The 21,625-nt window shown below is 68.0% G+C and carries 23 protein-coding genes; 3 read left to right on the forward strand and 20 right to left on the reverse strand.

Annotated features, from left to right (window positions below; translation table 11 throughout):
- Positions 1-15: 15 nt before the first annotated feature.
- The gene (locus tag HUA75_RS21105; RefSeq protein ID WP_141646953.1) at positions 16-3,138 is read right to left on the reverse strand and encodes a cyclic nucleotide-binding domain-containing protein; all 3,123 of its coding nucleotides are present in this window, start codon (positions 3,136-3,138) and stop codon (positions 16-18) included.
- Between the two features lie 202 nt (positions 3,139-3,340).
- On the opposite strand from HUA75_RS21105, the gene HUA75_RS21110 reads away from it, so the two are divergent.
- On the forward strand, positions 3,341-4,138 hold the full coding sequence (locus HUA75_RS21110; protein WP_174468798.1) for an RDD family protein: 798 nt from the start codon (positions 3,341-3,343) through the stop codon (positions 4,136-4,138).
- Positions 4,139-4,142: 4 nt separating this feature from the next.
- Here HUA75_RS21110 and HUA75_RS21115 read toward each other — a convergent pair whose 3' ends face one another.
- Complete coding sequence (locus HUA75_RS21115) at positions 4,143-4,661, reverse strand: outer membrane beta-barrel protein (RefSeq protein ID WP_141646955.1); 519 nt, start codon at positions 4,659-4,661, stop codon at positions 4,143-4,145.
- Positions 4,662-4,761: 100 nt separating this feature from the next.
- On the opposite strand from HUA75_RS21115, the gene HUA75_RS21120 reads away from it, so the two are divergent.
- Positions 4,762-5,823, forward strand: a complete 1,062-nt coding sequence (locus HUA75_RS21120; protein ID WP_174457181.1) for a lipopolysaccharide assembly protein LapB — start codon at positions 4,762-4,764, stop codon at positions 5,821-5,823.
- Positions 5,824-5,860: 37 nt separating this feature from the next.
- Positions 5,861-6,904: an FHA domain-containing protein gene (locus HUA75_RS21125; RefSeq protein ID WP_174457182.1), complete on the forward strand. Its 1,044-nt coding sequence runs from the start codon at positions 5,861-5,863 to the stop codon at positions 6,902-6,904.
- Positions 6,905-6,960: 56 nt separating this feature from the next.
- Here the strand turns inward: HUA75_RS21125 and HUA75_RS21130 are convergent, their stop codons facing one another.
- The 18 genes from HUA75_RS21130 to HUA75_RS21215 all read right to left on the reverse strand — a co-directional run bounded on the left by HUA75_RS21130 (position 6,961) and on the right by HUA75_RS21215 (position 21,598).
- Positions 6,961-7,485, reverse strand: a complete 525-nt coding sequence (locus tag HUA75_RS21130; RefSeq protein WP_246137666.1) for a tetratricopeptide repeat protein — start codon at positions 7,483-7,485, stop codon at positions 6,961-6,963.
- Between the two features lie 52 nt (positions 7,486-7,537).
- Positions 7,538-8,614, reverse strand: a complete 1,077-nt coding sequence (locus HUA75_RS21135; RefSeq protein ID WP_174457183.1) for a DUF1521 domain-containing protein — start codon at positions 8,612-8,614, stop codon at positions 7,538-7,540.
- 156 nt (positions 8,615-8,770) lie between these two features.
- On the reverse strand, positions 8,771-10,894 hold the full coding sequence (sctV, locus tag HUA75_RS21140) for a type III secretion system export apparatus subunit SctV (protein WP_141647461.1): 2,124 nt from the start codon (positions 10,892-10,894) through the stop codon (positions 8,771-8,773).
- A 95-nt stretch (positions 10,895-10,989) separates the two neighbouring features.
- Positions 10,990-11,469 (reverse strand): tetratricopeptide repeat protein, encoded by a 480-nt coding sequence (locus HUA75_RS47760; RefSeq protein ID WP_141647462.1) that lies wholly within the window; start codon positions 11,467-11,469, stop codon positions 10,990-10,992.
- 89 nt (positions 11,470-11,558) lie between these two features.
- Complete coding sequence (locus HUA75_RS21150) at positions 11,559-12,008, reverse strand: hypothetical protein (RefSeq protein ID WP_174461812.1); 450 nt, start codon at positions 12,006-12,008, stop codon at positions 11,559-11,561.
- A 165-nt stretch (positions 12,009-12,173) separates the two neighbouring features.
- Positions 12,174-12,392 (reverse strand): hypothetical protein, encoded by a 219-nt coding sequence (locus HUA75_RS21155; protein WP_141647464.1) that lies wholly within the window; start codon positions 12,390-12,392, stop codon positions 12,174-12,176.
- 157 nt (positions 12,393-12,549) lie between these two features.
- On the reverse strand, positions 12,550-13,149 hold the full coding sequence (locus tag HUA75_RS21160) for a hypothetical protein (protein WP_174461811.1): 600 nt from the start codon (positions 13,147-13,149) through the stop codon (positions 12,550-12,552).
- A gap of 117 nt (positions 13,150-13,266) precedes the next feature.
- Positions 13,267-13,731 (reverse strand): SycD/LcrH family type III secretion system chaperone, encoded by a 465-nt coding sequence (locus HUA75_RS21165; protein ID WP_174487392.1) that lies wholly within the window; start codon positions 13,729-13,731, stop codon positions 13,267-13,269.
- Between the two features lie 3 nt (positions 13,732-13,734).
- Positions 13,735-14,211, reverse strand: a complete 477-nt coding sequence (locus HUA75_RS21170; protein WP_141647467.1) for a hypothetical protein — start codon at positions 14,209-14,211, stop codon at positions 13,735-13,737.
- 53 nt (positions 14,212-14,264) lie between these two features.
- Positions 14,265-14,546 carry an EscU/YscU/HrcU family type III secretion system export apparatus switch protein gene (locus HUA75_RS21175; RefSeq protein WP_141647468.1) on the reverse strand — a complete coding sequence of 94 codons (282 nt, stop codon included), beginning with the start codon at positions 14,544-14,546 and terminating at the stop codon, positions 14,265-14,267.
- Between the two features lie 46 nt (positions 14,547-14,592).
- Positions 14,593-15,672: a type III secretion system export apparatus subunit SctU gene (gene sctU, locus HUA75_RS21180; RefSeq protein ID WP_141647469.1), complete on the reverse strand. Its 1,080-nt coding sequence runs from the start codon at positions 15,670-15,672 to the stop codon at positions 14,593-14,595.
- Positions 15,673-15,697: 25 nt separating this feature from the next.
- Positions 15,698-16,516 (reverse strand): flagellar biosynthetic protein FliR, encoded by an 819-nt coding sequence (locus HUA75_RS21185; protein ID WP_141647470.1) that lies wholly within the window; start codon positions 16,514-16,516, stop codon positions 15,698-15,700.
- Positions 16,513-16,776: a flagellar biosynthesis protein FliQ gene (gene fliQ / locus HUA75_RS21190; RefSeq protein WP_141647471.1), complete on the reverse strand. Its 264-nt coding sequence runs from the start codon at positions 16,774-16,776 to the stop codon at positions 16,513-16,515. The genes HUA75_RS21185 and fliQ overlap by 4 nt, the downstream gene beginning before the upstream one ends.
- A 15-nt stretch (positions 16,777-16,791) precedes the next feature.
- Complete coding sequence (gene sctR / locus HUA75_RS21195) at positions 16,792-17,619, reverse strand: type III secretion system export apparatus subunit SctR (RefSeq protein WP_141647472.1); 828 nt, start codon at positions 17,617-17,619, stop codon at positions 16,792-16,794.
- A 13-nt stretch (positions 17,620-17,632) separates the two neighbouring features.
- Entirely contained in the window at positions 17,633-18,667 is a 1,035-nt protein-coding gene (locus tag HUA75_RS46865) for a flagellar biosynthetic protein FliO (RefSeq protein ID WP_254627652.1), read from the reverse strand.
- A gap of 97 nt (positions 18,668-18,764) precedes the next feature.
- Positions 18,765-20,183: a type III secretion system cytoplasmic ring protein SctQ gene (sctQ, locus tag HUA75_RS21205; protein WP_174461810.1), complete on the reverse strand. Its 1,419-nt coding sequence runs from the start codon at positions 20,181-20,183 to the stop codon at positions 18,765-18,767.
- Positions 20,180-21,076: a flagellar hook-length control protein FliK gene (locus tag HUA75_RS21210; protein ID WP_174487393.1), complete on the reverse strand. Its 897-nt coding sequence runs from the start codon at positions 21,074-21,076 to the stop codon at positions 20,180-20,182. The genes sctQ and HUA75_RS21210 overlap by 4 nt, the downstream gene beginning before the upstream one ends.
- A 33-nt stretch (positions 21,077-21,109) precedes the next feature.
- Positions 21,110-21,598, reverse strand: a complete 489-nt coding sequence (locus tag HUA75_RS21215; protein WP_174487491.1) for a flagellar assembly protein FliH — start codon at positions 21,596-21,598, stop codon at positions 21,110-21,112.
- Positions 21,599-21,625 lie beyond the last annotated feature (27 nt).

Genomic DNA, 21,625 nt, shown 5'->3' on the forward strand with positions numbered 1-21,625 from the left:
GCTCCGCGGCGACGCTCAGGCGTCGCCGCCGCGCGTGCGCTTCTCGGTCGGCTCGGGGGAATCGGGAGCGGGGCCCGTGGGCAGCGGAGGAGCCACGGGAGGCAGCGGCGCCGTCATCTCCAGTCGCTCGCCCGTCTCGCGCGAGTCGGGCAGCGCGATGAGCGCCTGGAGCTGGAGGCTCACCGCGCGGAAGAAGCCGGTGAGCAGTTCGGGCCGGTCCGCGAGCAGGTCCAGGAAGTCTCGCCGGTCGATGATGAGCACGCGCGTGTCCACCGCGGCCACCATGTCCGTGGGACGCGGCGCGCCGTCCAGCAGGCTCACCTCTCCAAAGGCCTGCTTGCCCTGGAAGCGCAGCACGTGCTCGCCGTCGTGGAACGCGTCGATGGCGCCCTCGACGATGACGTAGAGCGCGTCGCCCGGGTCACCCTGCGCGTAGATGCGCTCACCCGCGCGGAAGGCGCCCTCGCGAGCCACGGCGGCGATGGCCGCGATGTCGTCCACGTCGCTCTGCGAGAAGACGCTCACGCCCTCCAGGGCGAACATCCGTTGGACAATCCGGTCGCTCAACTCACCCTCCTGCGGGAGCACATCCAGCCCATTCACCCGCGCGATATGTCGAGCGCACGCGCGCAGCACCACATCCTCGCTCTGCACCAACGCCGCCAGCCTGCGCCACAACCGGCCTGAGGCCCCCGGCGGCAACTCCCGATGGTGCGCCTCCACCTGCTCCATCACCAGCTCGCGGTCCTCTTCCGAGAGCAGGTTGTCCAGCAGCTCCAGCGCCAACGCGCGTCGACGCGCATCCTGTCCCACCAGGTTGTAGTGGATGCCGCGCATGCGATGCGACGAGTCCAGGAGCCCCAGCAGGAAGAACGAGAGTTCGAGCGCCTGGTCCAACCGGTCGCCCACCGCACGGGTGAGCAGCGAGCCGTCACCCAGCGCCGCGCGCACGTCGCGATAGGCCCCCACCAGCGCCCGATACACGTCGCGTCGCCGGACCAGGGCCTCGCGCACGCGGTCCACGTCCACCGGGTGCTCGGGGTGTTCATCCCGCAGCCGCGACAGCTGCGCGCCGATGCGGAAGTGCAGTGACGCATCGTCGCGCACGTTGGAGAACAGCAGCGCATCCAGCGCCGCCGGCGTACCGATGCCGCGCAGCACGCGAGGCAGTTGCAGCCGCATCGCCAGCGGCGCCTTCTTGTTGTTGAGGTGCTCCTCGACCAGCGGAGTCACCACGTCGCCCAGCGCGACCAGGGCTTCACGAGCCGTCTTGCGCTCCTCGCGCCAGGTGAGGAACGGCAACAGCCGAGGGGCCAGGTCCACATAGCCACCCTCACCCACCGCGGCCAGCGTCACGCGGCGCACCGTGCTGTCCCCATCATCGAGGTAGCGCGCCAGCGCATCGGTGAAGCGCGTGTCCTGGAGCCGCCCCAGCAGCTTCGCCACCTCGCGACGCTCCACCACGGGCGCGCCCTCGCCTCGCGCGAGCAACTCCTGGAGCGAGGCCAGCGCCACCGAACTCCCCGTCGTCTTCACCAGCGCGCCGATGGCCGCGCACCGCAGTCCCACGTCCGGGTGGTTGAGCAACGCCGGCAACAGCCGCTCTGCCCGCTCCGGAGACAGGCGGGCCAGGGCCCAGACGGCCTGGTCCCGAGGGCGTCGGGGCCCCTCCTCCACCAGTCGCTCCAGCACCGGCGCCAGCTCCCGCGCATCCAGCTCCAGCGCCAGGGCCACGCCCCGCTCGAGCACTCGCTCGTGCGGATGGCGCAGCAGCGCGGGCAGGTGCTGTCGCAGCGGTACTTCGGCCTGCGCCATCAGGTCCACCGCGCGCAGCACGCGGTCCGGCGTGGGCGCGGACAGGGCCTCCGCCAGCAGGCGCTGCTCCTCCTCGCCATCCAGCGCGACTTCTTCGTCCTCGGCCGCGCCCACCTGCTCGCCCAGGGCCGCCACATACGCCGGCCTGAGTCGTACCAGCAGCAGCACGAGCCCCAGGCACATGCCCATCACCGCCAACGCCATCGTCGCGCCCGTGGCCGCGCGCCCCGCGCCGATGAGCAGCAGACCGGCCACCACCACGCCGCTCTTGCGGAGCAGTCCGTCCACCGCGACACGCAGGCCCTCGCGCTGATCATCCGGCACCGCCGCGTACAGCAACTGGATGCCCACCGGGAGGATGGAGTAGCTCACGGCCGTCTCGACCAGGCGCAGCAGATGCACGGGCGCCAGGCTGGGCGTGAGGAGCGTCGCCCCGGCCAGCGGCGCGAGCACCAACGGCACCAGTGCCACGTAGCGCAGGAGCCCCAGCCGTCGCAGCAGCGGCTGCGTGAGGAGCAGTTGGAAGGCCACGCAGAACATGCCTATCCACAGCTGCAGGGAGCCGAAGAGCGCGGTCAGCGCGTCCTCGCTCAGCGTGCCCTCCAGGCGCAGGCGGAAGAGGTAGTCCACGAAGGACGACAGCACCGCGAAGGAGATGCCCAGCGCCGCGAGCACCTGCGCGTACGGGCTCTCCGCCAGGTAGCTGAACGCCATGAACGACGTGGGGGCCGGACGGCCGCGCGGTGGAGGCGGAGGCACGCCGCGATACAGGTGGTGGAAGATGGCACCCGCGGCCAGCAGGCCCAGCGCGCCGCTCACCACGATGGCGGGTGTGCCCAGCGGCTCCGCCAGGCCTTGCACCAACAGGCCGCCGACGATGCCGCCGCCCATGGCGAAGCCATTGAGCGCCGTGAAGGCCCGCCGGGCCTCCCGCGCATCGAAGGCCGACGCCATCCGCGACCAGAACCGGAAGGACACGAACGTGGAGAAGGTGTCCGCGAACAGGTACAGCGCCAGCGCCGGGGTGCGCTGCCCCGCGGACAGCGCCGCGGCCAGCCCCAGCGCAATCACCCCACCCAGCCCCGTCAGCACGCCCGGCGAGTCCAGTGGCGAGTTCGGCTTGAAGCGCGGCAGCACCGTCAGCGCGGCGGTGATGAGGGCCCCCAGCAGGTACAGGTAGGGCAACGCCTGCGACTCGAAGCGCGACAGGACCAGCGCGTTGGCCGCCGTCTTCAGCTGCGTCACCCCGGCGATGAGCGCGAACTGGAAGGCAGCCGCCGGCCACAATCGGCGGTTCCAAGATGATGTGTCGGAGGGGGCCACGGATTCGCGAGGGGCGGGGAGGCTACCCCACCACCCCGACAGCCATGAATAACACAGTCGGCCGCCCGCCTGCGCCCCCCTTGGCTCCCTCCTGCCTGGTGTTCGGGCTGGCATGAGGCGGGAGGTGTCAGCGGGACATACCCGGAGCAACCTCGGAGGACCCCCGCCGGTGCGGGGACGCGGCTACACTGCGCCGGTGACGATGGCCACAGACACCCTGCTGGACGGCACCCACACGGTGCTCACACCTGAGTACGTGGAGTTCCGCTTCACTCTCGCGGGGCTGTATTCACGCTTCCTGGCGTGGCTGCTCGACGCGGTCATCGTCCTCACCGTCAGCCTGGCGGTGATGATGGGGCTGGGCTTGATCATGTCGGCGTTTCCCGGCGTGGCCAGCGCGCTGGGCATCGTCGTCTACTTCCTGGTGGACTGGGGCTACGGCATCACCCTGGAGACGGCCTGGAGCGGTCAGACGGTGGGCAAGCGCGCTCTCTCCCTGCGAGTCATCCAGGAGAGCGGCGTGCGCATCGGCTTCTACCACGCGGCCCTTCGCAACCTGGCGCGTCCGGTGGACCGGCTCCCCTTCTTCTACCTCGTGGGTGGGGTGGCCGCGCTCGTGTCCGGCTCGCAGCAGCGGCTGGGGGACATGCTGGCCGGCACCATCGTCGTGCGCGAGCGGCGACTGAAGGTGCCCTCCGCCATCAACGCCTCCGGCGAGGAGGGCCTGCTGGCGGACCCCCTCTTCGTCTCTCGCGTGAAGCGGCTGTCCACGGAGGAGCGGGAGCTGGTGCTCACCGCGGCCCTGCGCCGCGAGGAGCTCCGGATGGAGGCCCGGCTGCGCCTGTTCGCCGCGCTGGGCGCCCGACTGCAGGACGCGCTGGCCATGGAGAAGCCAGACCACCTCTCCGACGAGAAGTGGACCTTGCTGGTGGCCGCCGCCCTGCTGCCCTCCAAGGCCCCGCGCGGCGCCCAACCTCCGCGCGCCCGGGCCCTGGGGTGAGTCGCTAGAAGTACGCGGAGATGCCCGCGGACAGCGTCAGCGACGTCTGCGTCTTCTCGTTGAGGGCGATGTAGAAGTTGTACTGCGCCCGCAACCCCACGCTCACCGAGTCCGACGTGAAGAAGTCCACGCCCACGTTGGGACCGATGCCCACGAAGTTGCTCGTGCTCTCCTTGAAGACCACGAGGTAGCTGATGTCGGAGCCGACGTAGGGGCGGATGCTCTCCTCGAGCAGGAGGTAGCGCAGGCCCAGCGACGGGGCCAGGCCCACCACGCGCTTGTTGTTGGGGTCCGTCGAGTCGCGCGGGAAGGCGATCTTCGACAGGGACACCACCTCGAAGCCGTTCTCGATGTAGAGGCTGGCGTCGATGCCCACGAAGAACGCGTCATCCAACCCGTTGGTGCGGTTGAAATCCATGTACCCCAGCGACAACCCGAGACTGCGATTGGCGAACTGGGCGTGAGCCGGGGCGGCCCCAAGCAGGGCCAGGGTGAAGGTGAGAGTGCAGAGCAAGGTACGCATGGGCGTCCACTCTAACCGGTGCAACCCCCGGAAATCAGCCCGGATTCAGCCCCGCCGGGGCGTTGCACGGGAGGGGGCGCTCTCCTACACTCGGCCGGCCATGCGTCTTGCCCGCCTCGCCTCCGCGCTTTCCCTGGTCCTCACGCTCCCGCTCGCCGGCTGCCTCACCACGCCGCCGCCCCATGAGCGCGCCCTCATCAACAACGAGCTGTGCACCCAGGAACTGCACAACGGCGACCTGGTCCGCGCGGACGTGTACTGCGACCTAGGCCTGGAGTTCTCCCCCCAGTACGCCGACCTGTGGGTCAACAAGGGTCTCATCGCCATGGCCAACGGCAACAACGACGAGGCCAAGAAGCACTTCATCAAGGCGCTCCGCTACAACCAGGAGCACCTCCAGGCCTACCAGAACCTCGGCGCCATCTATAACGAGGAAGGCGCCTACGGAAAGGCGCACGACAACTTCCGCCGCGCCCTCAAGGTAAATCCGGATAACCTGGATACGCGCTACAACCTGGCGTACACGCTGATGAAGATGCGCAAGTTCACGGAGGCCAAGAAGGAGCTGCGCACCCTGCTCGCCGTGAACCCCAACCTCGCGGCGGCCCACCACACGCTGGGCATCATCGCCTTCGGGGAGGACCAGTTCGAGGATGCGGCGGAGGCCATGGCGCAATCGGTGGCGTTGGACCCGAACAACCCCGACGCGTGGCATGACTACGGCAACACGCTGATGGAGCTGAGCCGCTACGCCGATGCGCGCGAGGCCTTCTCCAACTGCGCCCAGCTCAACCCCAAGGCGACCAACTGCACCAACAACCTCGCGCTGGCCCAGCGCAAGGCGGCGCTCACGGACGCGGCCTTCAAGGAGGTCAAGGACACACAGCAGGCGGAGAACTCCGCCCCTGCCCTGTTCATGCTGGCCCGCCAGTTCCGGGAGAAGGGGCTGTTGGCCGAGGAGGAGACCACTTACAAGAAGTGCGTGAAGCTGGAGTCGAAGTTCGCCCCCTGCCACTACGGGCTCTTCGAGCTCTTCCAGGACGCCAACAAGCACGAGCACGCGGAAATCGCCTGCAAGAACTTCCTGAAGTACGCGACGTCGGAAGAGTTCCCCACCGAGTATCAGGCGTGCGAGAAGTACCTGAGCAACGCGACGTTCTGATGCCCCGCCGTTTCCCGCACGTACCACCACCCCCTCGATGAGCGTCCGTCTCACCGTCACGCAGCGCAGCGAGGCCGGAGCCCAGGGCACTGAGCTCGTCCTCGGCGACTCGGTCATCACCCTGGGACGGGACAAGTCCTGCCAGGTGGTGCTCGCCCAGCAGGCGGTGTCGCGCAACCACGCGCGCATCGTCCAGGAGGGCAACCTCTTCTTCCTCGAGGACCTGGGCAGCGCCTACGGCACGCAGATCAACGGCAAGCCCCTGCCCAAGGGCGAGAAGCGCCTCTTGCGCAACGGCGACGTCATCGCCATCGCCCAGTACGACGTGAAGTTTGATCGCGTCACGGAGCTCAACGGCGACGTCAACTCGGAGAAGACGTCCTTCATCGCCCGGGGCAACCTGAAGGACGTGATGAGGGGGCTGTCCAGCGCCGAGGAGCGCTACCTGCGCATCATGAACGGCCCGCGCGAAGGCGAGCGCATCGAAATCGCCGACGCGAAGGAGCTCGTCATCGGCCGTGACGAGAAGGAGGCGGACATCGTCCTCAAGGACGACCTCACCTCCCGCAAGCACGCCAAGATTCGCCGCGACTGGTCCGGCACCCACGTCGAGGACCTGGGCAGCCGCAACGGCATCAAGGTCAACAAGAAGCGGGTGAACCGCAGGGCCCTCAAGGACAACGACGAGTTGGAGGTGGGCGGCACGCGCTTCCTCTACGTGGACCCGAGCGAGCCCGCCGAGGAGCAGGTCCAGCTCGCCACGGACATCAAGAAGGCCCCGCCCCCGTCGCCCCAGCGTCCCGCCCCGGTGCGCAAGGAAGTGAAGCCCCCGGAGCCAGAGCCGGAGCCCGCGCCTCCAGAGCCCGAACCCGCGCCCCCGGAGCCCGAGCCGGAGCCCGTCCCTCCGGAGCCGGAGGAGCCCATCCAGCCCTCCGCCGAGACGTCCCTCCCCGACGAGGTGGCGCCGGGTGGAGCCCTGGCCGCGCTCAAGGACAAGCAGAAGCTCGTCCCGCTCGTCGTCATGGGTCTGGTGGGGTTGGTGTTCCTGGTGCTGCTCATCGCCGTGGTCGCTGGCGCCTGAGCGCGCGGACAGGGAGCGCCAGGTGAAGGCGCCCCACGCTGATCCGCCGCCGACCGCTACTTCTTCTGCGAGGACGCCGGGCGTCCCTTGATCTGCTCCGCCTGCGACTTGAGGGCGAGCAACGTGCTCCGCGCGCGCTGGGTGGAGCGCTTCTGGAGCCTCGGGTCCAGTTCAATCGCGCGGCTCAGGTCCTTGAGCCCGTCGGGGATGTTGCCCCGGCGCAGCAGCAGCTCACCGCGGCCCACCAGCGCGTCCACGTTGGAGCGCTCCACCGCGAGCGCGCGCTGGAAGGCGTCGAACGCCTCGTCGGTGCGCTCCAGCGTCAGGTAGGTAGCGCCCAGCTGGGTAAGGAAGGCGGGCTCACGGGGCGCCGCCGTCACCAGGCCCTGGAAGATCTCCAGGGCGAGGCGGGTGCGGCCGGCCTGCAGCATGCTGTGGCCCATGCCGGCGTAGTCGAAGAGCCGCTCGCGCGTCATCCCGAGGAACTGGCCCAACTGCAGCTCCCCGCGGACGAGCTTCTCCGTCAGGGCCTTCGGAATCCGAACATCCGACGGGGCTTCGCTCTCCGGTTTGCTGCTCACGGCCACCTCGCGAGGGGCCCCACGCGTGGGCCCCTCTACCTGCGGGTCAAGGTCAGAAGAAGACGTTCCGAGGCTTGATCATATCATTCAGCGAGTTGATCTCATCCAAGGCCTTGAACATCTTGGTGACCGACTTGAAGCGGTCCTCGATGGGCTGGTCCTTCTCGGACTCCTTGGACTTGCCCAGCTCGGAGATGGCGCGGCTGACGTGGTCGGAGATCTGCTGCATCAGCGCGTCACGCTGCTTGGACACGTCCGCCGTCTTGGCGTCCTTCTTCTCCTTGGCCGGCTCGGGCAGCATCGTCAGCAGGGACGGAGTCTCCTTGTACTGGAACTCCAAATCCTTGCCGTGCTTGAAGGTGGCGCCGCCACCCTCGTCGCCGATGACTTCCTTGCCCACGTTCGCCCAGTCGTCGGAGTCCTTGCCCATGACGAGCAAGTCCCGGCTGTTGTTCTTGAACGCGTCGTCCCACTGGAAGGCGACCGTCGTCTCGTAGCCGTCCTTCGTCAGCTCACCGACCTTGCCCTTGCCCTTGTCGATGTCCGTCACGGCGATGTGGTCCGCGCCGTTGGTGATGTCCAGCTTGCCCGTCACCGTCATGCCCGCGTTGCCCCAGGGCACGGTGGAGCAGTTGATCTCCGTGCCGTCCGGCAGCTTGAACGTGGTGTTGCGCTTGAAGTCGAACTTGCCGCCGTCGCTCTCGTCGACGTGCGGGTCACCCCAGATGCGGGTGTTCTTGCCGTCCGGGCCGGAGATCTTCCACTCGAACTGGCCCAGCTGCTCAATCTTGTAGCCGCCCGGCGTGGTGATGGTGCCCTTGTCGTCCACCTTCAGCTTGTCGGGGGGACGGAAGGTGTCCTCGGTGAGGACCGGCTTCTCCGTGGGGAAGGCGCCGCCCGTGCCCGCCGTCGAGGCCGTGTCGCCAGGACGGGGAGCCCCGGCCGCGAACGAGTTCTCGTCCAGCTGCTTGAGCTGCTTCACCGCCGACTCGATCTCCGAGAGGGCGCGCTCCACCGTGTTCTCGATGAGCCCGAGGTTCTTCGTCAGCTCCGTCTCACTCAGCCCGACCTTCGTGTTGCCAGTGCTGGTGGTACGGGGAGCGTTGCCGGCTTGGGTGACACTCGTCATGACTTCCTCCCGAATCTCGGGGAATCCCACGCCCTGAAGCGCGCATTCCCGCCGTACTTCCATTCTCGACAGCGCGCGTCGGAAGTTGCGTTGAAGCGCAAGGATTCCGATCAGAACGGTGACGGGTCGGCGAGGACCGACCCCGGGTCAACGCGGCTACCGGGTGGAGATGCGAGCCACCGGCTGGATGTTCAGCTCGGGGGACAGCTCCTGGTAGCTGAGGACGGAGAACGAGGGGTTGAACTCGTACTCCAGCAGCTTGCGGACGTAGCGCCGGATATCCATGGCGGTGAGGATGACGGGGCGCTGGGCGCTGGGCGGCAGGTGGCCACACTCGGAGCGGACGGCCTGGACGATTTCCTGCGCCAGCTCCGGCTCGAGCGCCAGGTGCGCGCCCGCGGAGGTCCGCTTGATGGAGCCGCGGATGGCCTCCTCGATGTTCGGATCCAACAGGTACACCACGAGGGTGCCGCTGCCGCGCGCGTACTTGTGGGAGATGTAGCGGCGCTGCGAGGCGCGGACGTGCTCGGTGAGCATGACGTTGTCCGCCTCCACCTGCCCGTACTCCGCCAGGGCCTGGAGGATGCCGCGCAAATCACGGATGGAGATCTCCTCCTCCACGAGCCGCTGGAGGATGTCGGTCAACTTCAGCACGTTGACGACCTTGGGGATGACCTCCTTGACGATGGCGGGGAACGCCTTCTCCAACTGCTCCAGCATCGTCTGCGTCTCCTGCACGCCGACGAACTCCCGCGCGTTGCGCCGCAGCACCGCGGCCACGTGCAGGATGATGTAGCCGGGCACGTCCCACGTCGTCAGGCCCGCGGCCTCCAGGGTGTCGCGGTGCTGCTCGGGCACCCACGCGGCCGGCTGGCGGGTGGCGGGGTTGATGGCCTCGAAGCCCTGGATGTTCATCAGGCGCAGGCGGTCCACCGTGTCGTTGACGAGCACGTGGCCCAGCGTGGCCTGACCGGTGACGACGGGCACCTCGTTGATCTGCACCTGGTAGGCGCCCGGCGGCAGCGACGAGTTGCCGCGCGCGCGCACGCCCGGGAAGCGCACGCCGAGCTCGATGAAGAGGCCGTCGCGCATGAACGGGATGAGCTCGAAGAGGAACTTCCCGTTGTCCTGGCGCGAGTCCACGTACGGCACCAGCGCGTCGGAGACCTCCAGGACGATGGGCGTGACGACGGGGATGAAGAGCTCGGAGTCCGGATTCATCGGCTCCTTGGGCGCGGGCTCCGAGGACATCGGCGTGCCCAGGTCCGACTCCATGGCCGGACCGGCCTCCTCCACCATCTCCGACTCGCGCTTCTTCTTGAGCATCGTCCACGCGCCGAAGCCCGCGCCCGCGCCCAGCAGGAAGAAGGGAATCTTGGGCAGACCCGGGACGAGGCCCAGGACGATGAGCATGCCCGCGGCGATGGCGATGGCCTTCGGGTACGCGGTGAGCTGCGTGCCGATGTCCTTGCCCAGGTGCGCGCCCTCTTCATCACCACCGACGCGCGTCACGATGATGCCGGCGCAGGTGGAGACGAGGATGGCGGGAATCATGCCGACGAGGCCGTCACCGATGGTGAGCAGCGTGTACTTCTGCGCCGCGTCCGCGGCCGTCATCCCCTTCTGCGTCACGCCGATGATGAGGCCACCGACGATGTTGACGACAGTGATGATGATGCTGGCGATGGCGTCGCCCTTCACGAACTTCATGGCGCCGTCCATGGCGCCGAAGAGCTGGCTCTCCCGCTCCAAGTCACGGCGCTTCTTCTTGCCCTGGTCCTGGTCGATGGAGCCCGCGCGGAGGTCCGCGTCGATGGACATCTGCTTGCCCGGCATCGCGTCCAGGGTGAAGCGCGCGGCCACTTCGGCGACACGCTCCGAGCCCTTGGAGATGACGATGAAGTTCACGATGACGAGGATGATGAAGAGGATGGCGCCGACGACGAAGTTGCCCTGCACCACGAAGTTGCCGAACGCCACCACCACTTCTCCCGGGTCGCCCGTGAGCAGGATGAGACGTGTGGTGGAGATGGTCAGCGACAGCCGGAACATCGTGGTGATGAGCAGCAGCGTCGGGAACACCGACAGGTGCAGCGCCGCTGGCACGTAGAGGGACACCAGGAGCAGCACCACCGAGATGCTGATGTTCAGCGTCAGCAGCACGTCCAGCAGCAGCGTGGGCAGCGGGACGATCATCATCCCGACGATGAACACCACGACAATCGCGAGGACGATGTCGGAGTACTTGGAGAGGAAGCTGTTCGGATTGGAGGCGGACATCAGCGGGGAGCCATCCTAGTCCGCGCCCGGCCCCGGGCCCAAGGGGGGCCTCACGAGCCGGGCGGGGTGTCCGTCGGAAGATGCGAAGGGAGGGCTTAACGTCCGTCCGGACCAGAGTCGCCGTCGGAGACCCCCTGGGCCTCCTCCACGCTCTCCAGGGCCGCGGCCGCCAGCATGCGCGCACGCGCGCTCAGCGGGTCCTTGCCCTCGGGGTCCAGGGACACCGCGTGGTTGAAGTCATGGGCGGCTTCCATCACCTTGCCCTGGCGCAGGTGGACCTCTCCCCGGTTGACGAACGGCGTCAGGTCCGTGGGGTCCAGCTCGATGGCCCGGTTGAAGTGGGCCTCCGCCTGGTCCAGGTTCTCCAGCGCCAGGTGGCAGGCGCCGAGCGCTGTCTGGAAGTAGGCCTCGGAGCCATCCATGGCCGCGAGTTGCTCGAAGACGGCCAGGGACTCCTGGAAGCGGCCGTCCTGGAACAGGTCGAAGCCCTGAGTGGCCCGCTCGAGCAACTCCGGGCCGGACAGCGGCTTCCCATCATTATTGGAGACCGGCGCCTTGGCTTGGGTCGTCGTCATCTGGACTCATTCCCGGGGCGAATACGGAGGCGGCCTGGAGTCTAGCCCGCCTCCAGCGAGCCCACCAGTCAGGGGACGCCGAGAAGGCACTACTCGTCGAAGCCGTCGCGAATCTTCTGCAGCTGCTTCTTCAGGTTGGCGATGGCCATGTCCACGCCCTTCTGGGCCACCACCGCGCTGAACATCTGGGCCTTGAAGCGGTCCTTGACGTGCGACTCGATGTCCTTGAGCGACGCCTTCGGGTTCTCCTTCGTGAACTTGGCCACGTCCGCGTCCAGCTTCTTGGTCAGGCTCTCCGTGGTGGACTTGGAGAAGAAGCTCAGGAACGGCTGGTTCTGCAGGACCTGGTTCGTGCCCACCGCGTCCGCGTACTTGGCGCGGTCTTCGGTGGTCAGCTTGGTCTCCGGCTTCTTGCCGATGTCGTCGATGATGGCCTGCTGCTTGGCCTGCTCGGCCTTGGGATCCGACGGCGTGGCTTCCGCCTGGCTCGTTTTCGCCGTGGACGTGGAACGGGAACCGCCATTGACAGGAGCGACCATGGATTTCTCCAAAAGGGGTGGGGTGAAGGAATTCTCGTGAGACGGGGCCGGAAAGTTTCGGACAAGCCGACGAGGTGCTTCCACCGGGCCCTGGAAATGAACTGGCCCCGCACCAGCTCCAGGAGCTGTTGCGAGGCCAGGGTGCAGCAGGCTGCGGGCTTACGACTAGCCGCGCATGTTGCCGACGATCGCGCTCTGCATCTGCTCGATCTTCTTCATGGAGTTCGAGATGAGCTCGACCAGCTTCGCCTCACGCTGCATCTGCTCCTGCGCCTGCAGGAACGGACGCTGATCCTCGGGGGCGGCGGCGATCATCGCGTTGGAGGCCTTGGAACCGGCCAGGATGCTGCTCGCAGCGGCGTTGAAGTTGGCAGAGATGCTCATGGTCGTTCTCCAGTGATTGATTCGGTTTTGCTGCGGGATGAAGTGCAGCGGCGGCTACAAAAAGATTATCGGGGGAGGGGCTCGGAAGTTTCCTGCGAATTAACCGGGATCATTTCCGGCCTTTTCGCGAGGCCCGGGTCCCCCCCGGGAAACGGGCCTAACCCTTGAGCTTTCCAAGGCTGGGATTCTTCATCCAGGCCTTGAAGGACTCGAGCTGCTGCTGCTCCTTCTTCGGATCTGCCGGGGGCGGCGGGCTGGCCTCCGGGTCCAGGGACAGGGAGCGCTTGTTGGAAGCGCTCTCGAAGCCGTCCTTGGCGGCGGGGGCGCCCGACGTGCGGGCAGGAGCCGGCGGAGCAGCGGGGGCCGCGGGGGCCTGCGCGCCCGGGGGAGCGAACGCGAACTTCGCGTGCAGCTCCGGATTGGCCTCCTTGACGGCGTTCTGGATGGTCATCCCGTAGGTGCTCAGGCGCTCCGACAGGTAGGACACCACGAGGCCCAGCGTGGGAGGCACGGGGAGGATGGGGTCGGCCATGAAGCGCTGGAGGGCGCCCGACACGTCGCCATAGAGCTTCTCGTCGAACGGAGTGCCCGGCGTCGTGGAGGCCACCAGCATCTTCATCGTCCGAACCACCTGGAGGAAGGTGCCCTGGGCCACCTTGGACTGCGACTCCAGTTCCGCCAGCAACTTGTCGCGCTTCTCCACCAGCTCCGCGGGTTCCGGAGGCAGTGGGCCCATCTTCGCCTTCTGCGTGCTCATTGACTGACTCCACCTCTCCACAACGAGGGGTTGGGGTTTACCTGGCGAGCCTAACAGACTGTTCCGGGCTCACCTACCCGGCGTCTGGCCACAACCAGACGCCGGGACAAGCCAGAATCAACGCTTTCCGAGCGCCGTGAGCATGGCGCCGGCCTTGCGCACCACCGGATCATCCACCGGCGTCATTGCCGCGGCGCGTCGCAGATCCTCGATGGCCAGGTCCTTCTTGCCCAGGGCGAGCTTCACCTCGGCGCGGCCGACGTAGACGGACGCATCCTGGGGGGACAGCTTGGCGGCGACGTCGAAGGCGGCCAGGGCGCCCGTCCCGTTGCCCGCGGCCATCTCCACCACGCCCAGCGCCTTGGCGAAGTAGCCGTCCGTGGGATTCACGGCGTACAGGCCCTGGAAGAGCGTCCGGGCCTCGTTGATGCGGCCCTGGTAGAAGAAGTAGTACGCCGTCTTGGCGATGGCGTAGAGCTCGTCGTTGGAATAGCCGCGCACCTCGCGCAGCGTGGCCTTGCCATCCGCCCAACGCTGGAGCCGAGCCGCCAGCTGGGCCTCGTCCTGAGGTTCCTCCGGCATGCGCTAGTAACCCTCGTCCTTCTGCTCGGCCCACATGCGCCGGATGATCTCCTTGGTCTCCTCGTTCACCTGGTCCACCAGGGTGAGCATGGAGGACTCTCGCTGGAGCAGCGCCTTGAGGCGCTCCAGGCGGTCCGGGGACGCGTTGATGCGCGTCAGCCCCCGCTCCATCAGGTGGCGCGACTCGTCGCTCCCCCGCCCCGCCACGCTGGCCAGGTGGGGCCGGTCGCTGAAGCCCTCCAGGTCCGCGTCATGCCCGCCGGGATGAGGGGGCAGGGGCAGGCGCAGCTCCTCCGACGAGTGCGCGGGACCGATGAAGTCCAGGAGCGCCGCGGAGGCGAGCGCCGGGTTCTTGGGATTGCCCGTCTTGCGCAGCTTCTTGCGGTCGACCTGGGAAGGGTCGACCAGGCGCTCACGGACGCTGCGGGGTCCCCCCCAGGGCCACTGGGGTCCGGGGGGCTGATTATTGATTCTGGCCATCGTGAACTCCGAAGCTCACTCCAGGAAGGGGGGGGCCGTCCAGCCCCCCTCCCCTACCGCCCTCCGGCGGCCGCGTGTTCGCGCTGGATCTCGTAGATGAAGTTGAGGACCTCGGCGACCGCGTCGTAGAGCTCCTCGGGCACTTCCTGTCCCACCTCCACCCGGTACAGGGCGTTGGCCAGGGGCACGTTGCGCATGATGGGGATGTTGTGCTCCTTGGCGATGGCGCGAATCTTCTCCGCCTTGAGCCTCAGCCCCTTGGCCACCACGCGCGGGGCGGTGTCCTTCTCCTTGTCGTACTTCAGCGCGATGGCGATTTCGGCGTCGTCACTCATGGGGCGCTCCGAGAAGTCCTGCCGATGATAACCGCTCCAGGGCCGCTCACGCGCGGGCCACCGGGGCGGGACCGCCGTTCTTCAGGTCGTAGACGAAGTTGAGGACCTCGGCGACCGCGTCGTAGAGCTCCTCGGGCACCTCGTGGCCCACCTCCACCCGCAGGAGCGCGTGGGCCAGGGGCACGTTGCGCAGCGTGGGGACGTCCTGTTCGCGGGCGATGCCCTTGATGCGCTCGGCCTTGTGGTCCATGCCCTTGGCCAGCACCCGGGGCGCGCCGTCCTTCTCCCGGTCGTACTTGAGCGCGACGGCCACGTGGTCCGGATTGGTGACGATGACGTCCGCGTCCCGCACGGCCTCCATCTGCTGTCCCTCCATGATCTCCTGGTGGAACTCCTTGCGCTTGGCCTTGTGGTGCGGGTCGCCTTCGCTCTCCTTGTACTCCTTCTTCACATCGTCCTTGGACATCATCATGTCCTTCATGAAGGACTTGCGCTGCCACCAGATGTCGAAGATGGCGAAGAGGACGAAGAGCAGCGCGACGCGGGTGGCCACGCGCGTCACCAGCTCCCCCATGATGACCATGATGGTGTGCGTGTCCTGGCGGACCGTCTCCATCACCATGGGCATGGCGTCGCGCACCACGCCGTAGACGACGTTGGCGGTGATGGAGATCTTGATGAGGTTCTTGAGCAGCTCCACCAGCGACTTCTTGCTGAACATGTTCTTCAACCCGCCCAGCGGGTTGAGCTTGTCCAGCTTGGGCATCAGCGGATCCAACGTGAAGAGGGAGCCCACCTGCAGGAACTCCATCAACCCGCCAATCAGCGCGCCACCCGCGAGCACCGGCAACGTCACGAGCAACATCGCGCGAAGCCCCAGGTAGAGCAGTTGCCCGGTGGCATCCCCCAGGTCATCGCCCTTGGCCAGGTGGTCGAAGCTGAAGATGAAGAGGCTGGAGATCTCCCGCTCCACGTTGTCCCAGGTCGCCTTCACGGCGGCCAGACCCACGACGAGCACCGACACGCCGCTCAGGTCCTTGCTCTTCCAGACCTGACCCTTCTTGCGAGAGTCGTCGAGCTTCTTCTGCGACGGTTCTTCTGTCTTGTCTCCACTGTCGTCGGACATGGGCGCGCGTTCCCGGGGAGGGGGCTCAGGCCAGCAGCCGCAGGGCGTCTGTGAGCACCCGCAGCATGTGGGCCAGCTCGTCCTGGATGCGCGCCAGCAGCGCCCCCATCACCAGGAAGGCGATGAGCACGCCGACGAGCGGCTTGATGGCCATGGAGATGAAGAACACCTGGATTTGCGGCGCCACGCGGTTGATGGCGCCCAGCGCCACGTCGGTGAGGAAGGTCGCCAGCATCGCGGGAGCGGACAGGGCCAGGCTCACCCGCAGCATGTCCGCGAAGACACGCACCAGCACGTCGAAGAAGGTCCACGAGCCATGGCTGAAGCGTGGGAAGCCATCCAGTGGCACCACCGCGAGACTCTCCGCCAGGGCGCGGATGACCAGGTGGTGCCCGTCCAGGGTGAGGAACAGCACCACGGAGAGCTGCACCTTGAGGTTGGAGAAGAGGGAGACTTGTTGGCCGAGCTGCGGCACGTAGAGCTGGGCGTTGTTGCTGCCCGCCATGGTGTCCGTGAGAGTGCCCGCGATGCGCGCCGCCTCGAAGACGCTGCTGACGATGAACGCCATGCAGAACCCGATGAAGACCTCCTTCGCCATCAGCGCGATGTACGGCAGCGCCGTCAGGGGAATCGTCGTCACCGTGTGCGCGATGGAGGGATAGAGCACGATGGCCAGCGTCAGCCCGATGCCCATCTTCATCTCCGTGGGCACCACTTCGCCGCCCAGGAACGGGCTGAAGATGAGCACCGGCATCACCCGGCACATCAGCAGGGCGACCGTGAAGATGGCGGCGGAGAAGTTGGTCCGAGCAGCCAGCTCGGACACGAGGTCCGCGGCGTTCATTTGATGAGCGCGGGGAACCGGTCGAAGACGTGGAAGGTGAAGCGCACCAGCTGGCTTCCAATCCACGGTCCTGTCATGGCCAGCACGCCGAAGACGATGATGACCTTGGGCGCGAAGGTGAGCGTCTGTTCCTGAATCTGCGTGGTGGCCTGGAACAGCGAAATGATGAAGCCGACGATGAGGCTCATCAACACCGGCGGGGCCGACACCACGAGCACCAGGAACAACGCCTCCTGGGTGATGAACGTGAGCTGGTTCATGGGGTGCCTTCCTCCCTACAGGTAGCCGACGACCAGGCCCTTGGCGATGAGGTACCAGCCGTCCACGAGGACGAACAGGAGCAGCTTGAAGGGCATGGAGATGGTGGTGGGCGACAGCATGTGCATGCCCAGCGCGAGCAGGATGTTGGCGACCACCATGTCGATGACGATGAAGGGAACGAAGAGCAGGAAGCCAATCTGGAAGGCCTCCTTCAGCTCCGACACCACGAAGGCCGGGACGATGACCATGAAGTCCTTGCTGTCCACCGAGTCCCGGTCCTCACCCTGACGCATCTTCTTGGCCAGGTTGAAGAAGAGCGAGCGGTCCTTCAGGGTGACCTTCTTCATCAGCCAGTCGCGCAGGGGCTCCTTGGCGCGGTCGGCGCCGTCCAGGAGGGTGCCCACCTTCGCCGAGGAGAACGCGCCCGCCCCCGACGAATCCCAGACGTTGAGCTCCGAGGCCCGGTACATCGTCATGCCCACGGGGGCCATGATGTAGACGGTGAGGATGACGGCCAGCCCGGTGATGACCTGGGTGGGCGGAATCTGCTGGGTGCCAAGCGCCGAGCGGACGATGGAGAGCACCACGGAGATCTTCACGAAGCTCGTCACCATCATCAGCGCGAAGGGCACCAGGCCCATGGCCGCGAGCGCGAGGATGAGGATGAGCGGACGCGACGTGAAGGTGTCGGCGCTCACCGCCTCGTTGGCCACGGAGTCGGGGATGGAGCCGGGGCGCTTCTTCTGCGCGAGGGCGATGAAGGGATGCAGCGACACCGCGGCCGCGAAGAGCCAGGGCGAGACGCGCGGGAGCAAGGAGCGGGCAGGAGTCTGGGCGTTCACGGGACGGGTGCCATCAGGCGCCGGGGGGCTGGGACGACGAGCCCCCGGAGCGGCGGGAAAGGAGCTTCTGAAGGAAAGGGCTCAGGGGAACCACGTTCGTCTGCGGGCGCTGCGCGCGGATGCGCTCCACTGCCTCCGAATCCAGCTTCGACAGCAGCTGCAGGCCCGCCTCGCCGCCGCCCACCAGCAGGTATTCGTCCGCGGCCTTCACCACGAAGAGAGCGCGCTTGGGGTCCAACGTCAGGCGCTCCACCACGGTGACGACGGTCTGCTTGCCCGGCACGGCCCCCTGAAGGCCCATCAGCCGGCGCAACCCCACGTTCAGCGTGAGGTAGATGGACGCCACCACCGCGCCCAGCACAAGCAGCGTGCGGATGAGCATCCACCCCATGCTCTCCGGCTCGGCCTCCGCTTCCGTCGCCGCCGCGGCGCCCTCAAGCGCGGGGTCCTCCCAGCGTGGCTCCGCGCCCGGAGTCTTCTGACGCGATGCGGCGGATGCCTCTGGCGTGGGCGCGGACCCGGGCGCCGCGCCCGGCATTGCTGAAGCGGAAGCCTCGGTAGAGCCCTCCGCCAGGGTGGGAAGGACGGTTGATGCCGTGGAGCCTGGCACCACCACCGCTTTCTGCGCGGGGGCCACTGGAGTGCTCGGCGCGGAAGGAGGCGCCGCAACCCGGACATTGTCCGCCGAGGCGGGCGCCGTCGCACTGGGGGCCGACTTCTTGGCCTCGGGCGACGATGCCGGAACGACGGCGGGCGCCGTGGCGCTCGGCGGGGCCGACTTCTGGGCCTCGGGAACGACGGCGGGCGCCGTGGCGCTAGGGGCCGACTTCTTGGCCTCGGGCGACGAAGGCGGAGCGACAGCGGGGGCTGTGGCGCTCCGCGGGGCCGACTTCTGGGCCTCGGGCGACGAAGCCGGAACGGCGGCAACGGGCGAAGCCGTGGCGCTCGGCGCGGGCGCGGAGGGCGCCTGGGCCAGCACGGTGGAGGGCGCGAGCAGCAGCGCGGCGCCCAGGGACAGGCGCATGAGGGGGGTGCGGAGGACTGCCATGGATGGGGGCGAGGCTAGTTCAAAGGCCGGAGGACCGCCACGGGCCCCCGTCCGGCAGCCCGCTCCCGCCCGCTTGCTTCCGTCGCGGATGAAGTCCTCAGCTCGCCAGGGTGGTGACGCGCACGCCGAGCTGGCCTTCCATCTCCACCAGCTCGCCTCGGGCCACCACCTTGCCGTTGATGGAAAGCTCCACCGGCTCGCCGGGCCCCCGGCTCAGCTCGATGACCTGACCGGCCCGCATGCCCACCACCTGCTCCGCGGTGACGGGGATGCGCGCCAGCTCCACGGCGATCTGCAGCGGTACGTCGCCGAGCAGGTCGCTTCCGTCCGGCTTGTTCACGTCGTCCAAGGGCGCCCCTTCGAGCTCCGGAGGAACGTCCAGCTCCGGGTTGGTGAAGTCCTCTTCCTGCTCCCGCCCCCCACCCTCCTCGGTGGCCGAGCGCGGGTTCCCCGACTCCCCGGGGATGATGCCGGTGATGCGGGCCTTGTAGCGCCCGTCCTCGACGAATACCTGGGCCTCCGCGTGCCCCGAGCGCCCCGCGCCCACGCGCAGCTGCGCCGTTCCAGGCTCGCCCCGGTCCGGCCGCGCCGACAGCACGTCCACCAGGACGACGTCCTTGACCCGCAGGCTCGCCAGGTCATTGGACGTCAGCTCCGCGGTGCCAATCTCCGCCCGCAGCCAGCTTCGCACCGCGGACAGCCGGCGCGCATGCACCGCCAGGTCCGCCTTCGCCCGAGCGCGCCGCTGGGCGCTCTCCACCGCGGGCTCCGCCGCCTCCAACACCGCCGAGGGCACCACCAGCCGCACCATGCCGCTGTGCGGCCCCAGCGTGGCATTCAGGTGCACCGCCAGCATCGGCCCGTCGTCGCCCAGGCGCGCGGACACCTCGTCCACGCCACGCGCGACGCCGTCCAGCCTCGGGCGAGGCACCCCGGCCTGCAGCGCGGGCACCAGCACCCGCAGCGCTTCCAGGATGACGTAGCCCATCACCCCTTCTTCGATGTCCGTCAGCGGCCGCAGGCCCACCGTCTCGCCCGCGCCACCCAGCAGCAGGTCCACCGCCGTGTGGGCCAGTGACAGCTCCACCTCCAGCACCGCCCTGCCCTGCAACGCCCCCGGTGCCAGCACCGCGAGGAACGTCGGGTCGCCCAGGAACCGACGCAGCTCCGCCATGGGCCGCACCTGCACGGACTCCAGGGACAGACGCACCTCCGCGTCGAACAGGCCCTTGAGCCGCGCGGACACCGCCCCGAGCGTCCCATCGTTCGGCGTCAGCCAGCGCAGCCGCTCCGCCAGGAGCCCCTGCGCCCTGGACACCTTCTCCAGGCCCTTGAACTGGAAGGGTCGCCAGCTGCCCCGGTCGACCTTCTCCGGACGCTCGCTTCGCTCGGAACGCTCGACCTTCTCCGGACGCTCGGTCTTCTCCGGCGGACGCACCGGCTTGAGCTGGCGGAGGTCCACCAGCATCGTCCGCTCATGCACGCCGGGACCTTCGTCCTCCGGCTCCACGCTCATGTCTTCGCCTCGAAGCGCACCGTCTCGAGCTTCAGGCCACGGCCGCCCAGCGCGGTGCGAAGCCCCTCGCTGTGCTCCTCGAGCATCTTCAGCACGTCACGGTTGGTGCCACTGAAGGTCGCGGAGATCTTCCCGTTGCGCGCGCTGACCTTGATGGACAGGCCGCTGAGCACGTCGCCGCGCAAATCAATCTGGAACTCGGCGAGGCCCGCAGCGTTGGTGCCCACACGCACGCGGTCCACGATCTTCTGGGCAATCTCGCTGGCCATGGCGCGCAGCCGCTCGGAGCCGGCGGTGTCCTTGGGCTTGGCCACCGGCACCGGCGCCATCAGCGCGGGGTTGAACCGGAACCCCGGCGCCATCTCCGCGCCGCCGCCTTCCTTCTTGTCCTTGCCGCCGCCCCCGCTGCCCTTGCCGCCGCCCGCGTCGGCATCCGCACGGATGAGCGCGCCCTTCTCCGAGCTGACCTGTCCCAGCGCGGACTCGGCCTTGCTCATGTCCTTGTCGCGCCCCTCGGACGTGCGCTTGTCCTCCTTGGAATCCGCGGCGCGCGAGCCGGAACGAGCCTCCGTGGCCCCGCTGTCCGCTCGGCGCTGCGTCTGCGCCAGACCCGCCGGGTTGCCACCCAGTTGCGGCTGCTGGGCCTGCTCCCCGAAGGTCTTCCCCTCCTGCGTCGCCTTGGCCAGGATCTGCCTGGCGAAGGCACCCGGCGTCTGCGGCGTGGGCGCAGGAGCAGGGGCCGTCGCCTGCGGCTGGGCCTGGGGCTGCATCAGCTTCTGGAAGGCGCTGGCCCCCTCCGTCCGCTTCTTCGCCTGGCCCTCGGCGAGCTTCTTTTCCTGCATGATGCGCTCGGCCAGGCGCGCTGTTTCACGGTCGTCGTCGACTCGGCTCATGACATCGTTCCCGAGGGAAGGGGTGGCGGCAGGTTACTTGCGCTGCCGAGCCAGGAACAAGGCGTTGCCAATCTCCTCCTGGCTCAACTCCTCGCGCTGCTGGCGCTCGTGCTTCACCTGCTTCTGCCAGGTCTCCTTGTGCTTCTCGATGGCCTTGAGCTCCTTGGCCGCCTCGGCCATTTCCCGCCGCCGCTGCTCGACGAGTCGCTCGGCCACCTTCACCGCTTCCCGCTGACGCTCCACTTCCAGCGCCACCTGCGCCTCTTCGTCCTTCAGGCGCTCCTCGAAGCGGCCCATCATGTTCATGCCGTTGATGCCGGCGCCCTTGGCCATGACCTCCTTGAGGTAGGCGGCCACCTTCTCCTTGCGCTCGCGCTTGCGGCGCTCCAGCTCGTCAATCAGCCGCTGGAGTTCCACCTTTTCCCGCTCGAGGGCCTTGATGGCGTCGGAGAAGGCCTGTTCGGCTTCCTCCTTGGCCCGGGTCCGCATTTCCAGCAGGGTTTGCAACCGGTACGGGGGCATGGTGACCCCCATCCTACCCCGGATTTA

Source organism: Myxococcus sp. CA040A, from assembly GCF_013336725.1.
Lineage (GTDB): Bacteria > Myxococcota > Myxococcia > Myxococcales > Myxococcaceae > Myxococcus > Myxococcus llanfairpwllgwyngyllgogerychwyrndrobwllllantysiliogogogochensis.

Coding starts and splice junctions, on each gene's coding strand:
- HUA75_RS21185 (WP_141647470.1), bottom strand. CDS start 16,516: ATGAACGCCGCGGACCTCGTGTCCGAGCTGGCTGCTCGGACCAACTTC.
- HUA75_RS21115 (WP_141646955.1), bottom strand. CDS start 4,661: ATGCGTACCTTGCTCTGCACTCTCACCTTCACCCTGGCCCTGCTTGGG.
- HUA75_RS21150 (WP_174461812.1), bottom strand. CDS start 12,008: ATGGTCGCTCCTGTCAATGGCGGTTCCCGTTCCACGTCCACGGCGAAA.
- HUA75_RS21175 (WP_141647468.1), bottom strand. CDS start 14,546: ATGAGTGACGACGCCGAAATCGCCATCGCGCTGAAGTACGACAAGGAG.
- HUA75_RS21215 (WP_174487491.1), bottom strand. CDS start 21,598: ATGCCCCCGTACCGGTTGCAAACCCTGCTGGAAATGCGGACCCGGGCC.
- HUA75_RS21155 (WP_141647464.1), bottom strand. CDS start 12,392: ATGAGCATCTCTGCCAACTTCAACGCCGCTGCGAGCAGCATCCTGGCC.
- HUA75_RS21210 (WP_174487393.1), bottom strand. CDS start 21,076: ATGAGCCGAGTCGACGACGACCGTGAAACAGCGCGCCTGGCCGAGCGC.
- HUA75_RS46865 (WP_254627652.1), bottom strand. CDS start 18,667: ATGGCAGTCCTCCGCACCCCCCTCATGCGCCTGTCCCTGGGCGCCGCG.
- fliQ (WP_141647471.1), bottom strand. CDS start 16,776: ATGAACCAGCTCACGTTCATCACCCAGGAGGCGTTGTTCCTGGTGCTC.
- sctQ (WP_174461810.1), bottom strand. CDS start 20,183: ATGAGCGTGGAGCCGGAGGACGAAGGTCCCGGCGTGCATGAGCGGACG.
- sctU (WP_141647469.1), bottom strand. CDS start 15,672: ATGTCCGACGACAGTGGAGACAAGACAGAAGAACCGTCGCAGAAGAAG.
- HUA75_RS21165 (WP_174487392.1), bottom strand. CDS start 13,731: ATGCCGGAGGAACCTCAGGACGAGGCCCAGCTGGCGGCTCGGCTCCAG.
- sctV (WP_141647461.1), bottom strand. CDS start 10,894: ATGTCCGCCTCCAATCCGAACAGCTTCCTCTCCAAGTACTCCGACATC.
- HUA75_RS47760 (WP_141647462.1), bottom strand. CDS start 11,469: ATGACGACGACCCAAGCCAAGGCGCCGGTCTCCAATAATGATGGGAAG.
- HUA75_RS21125 (WP_174457182.1), top strand. CDS start 5,861: ATGAGCGTCCGTCTCACCGTCACGCAGCGCAGCGAGGCCGGAGCCCAG.
- HUA75_RS21120 (WP_174457181.1), top strand. CDS start 4,762: ATGCGTCTTGCCCGCCTCGCCTCCGCGCTTTCCCTGGTCCTCACGCTC.
- HUA75_RS21160 (WP_174461811.1), bottom strand. CDS start 13,149: ATGAGCACGCAGAAGGCGAAGATGGGCCCACTGCCTCCGGAACCCGCG.
- HUA75_RS21135 (WP_174457183.1), bottom strand. CDS start 8,614: ATGACGAGTGTCACCCAAGCCGGCAACGCTCCCCGTACCACCAGCACT.
- HUA75_RS21170 (WP_141647467.1), bottom strand. CDS start 14,211: ATGGCCAGAATCAATAATCAGCCCCCCGGACCCCAGTGGCCCTGGGGG.
- HUA75_RS21110 (WP_174468798.1), top strand. CDS start 3,341: ATGGCCACAGACACCCTGCTGGACGGCACCCACACGGTGCTCACACCT.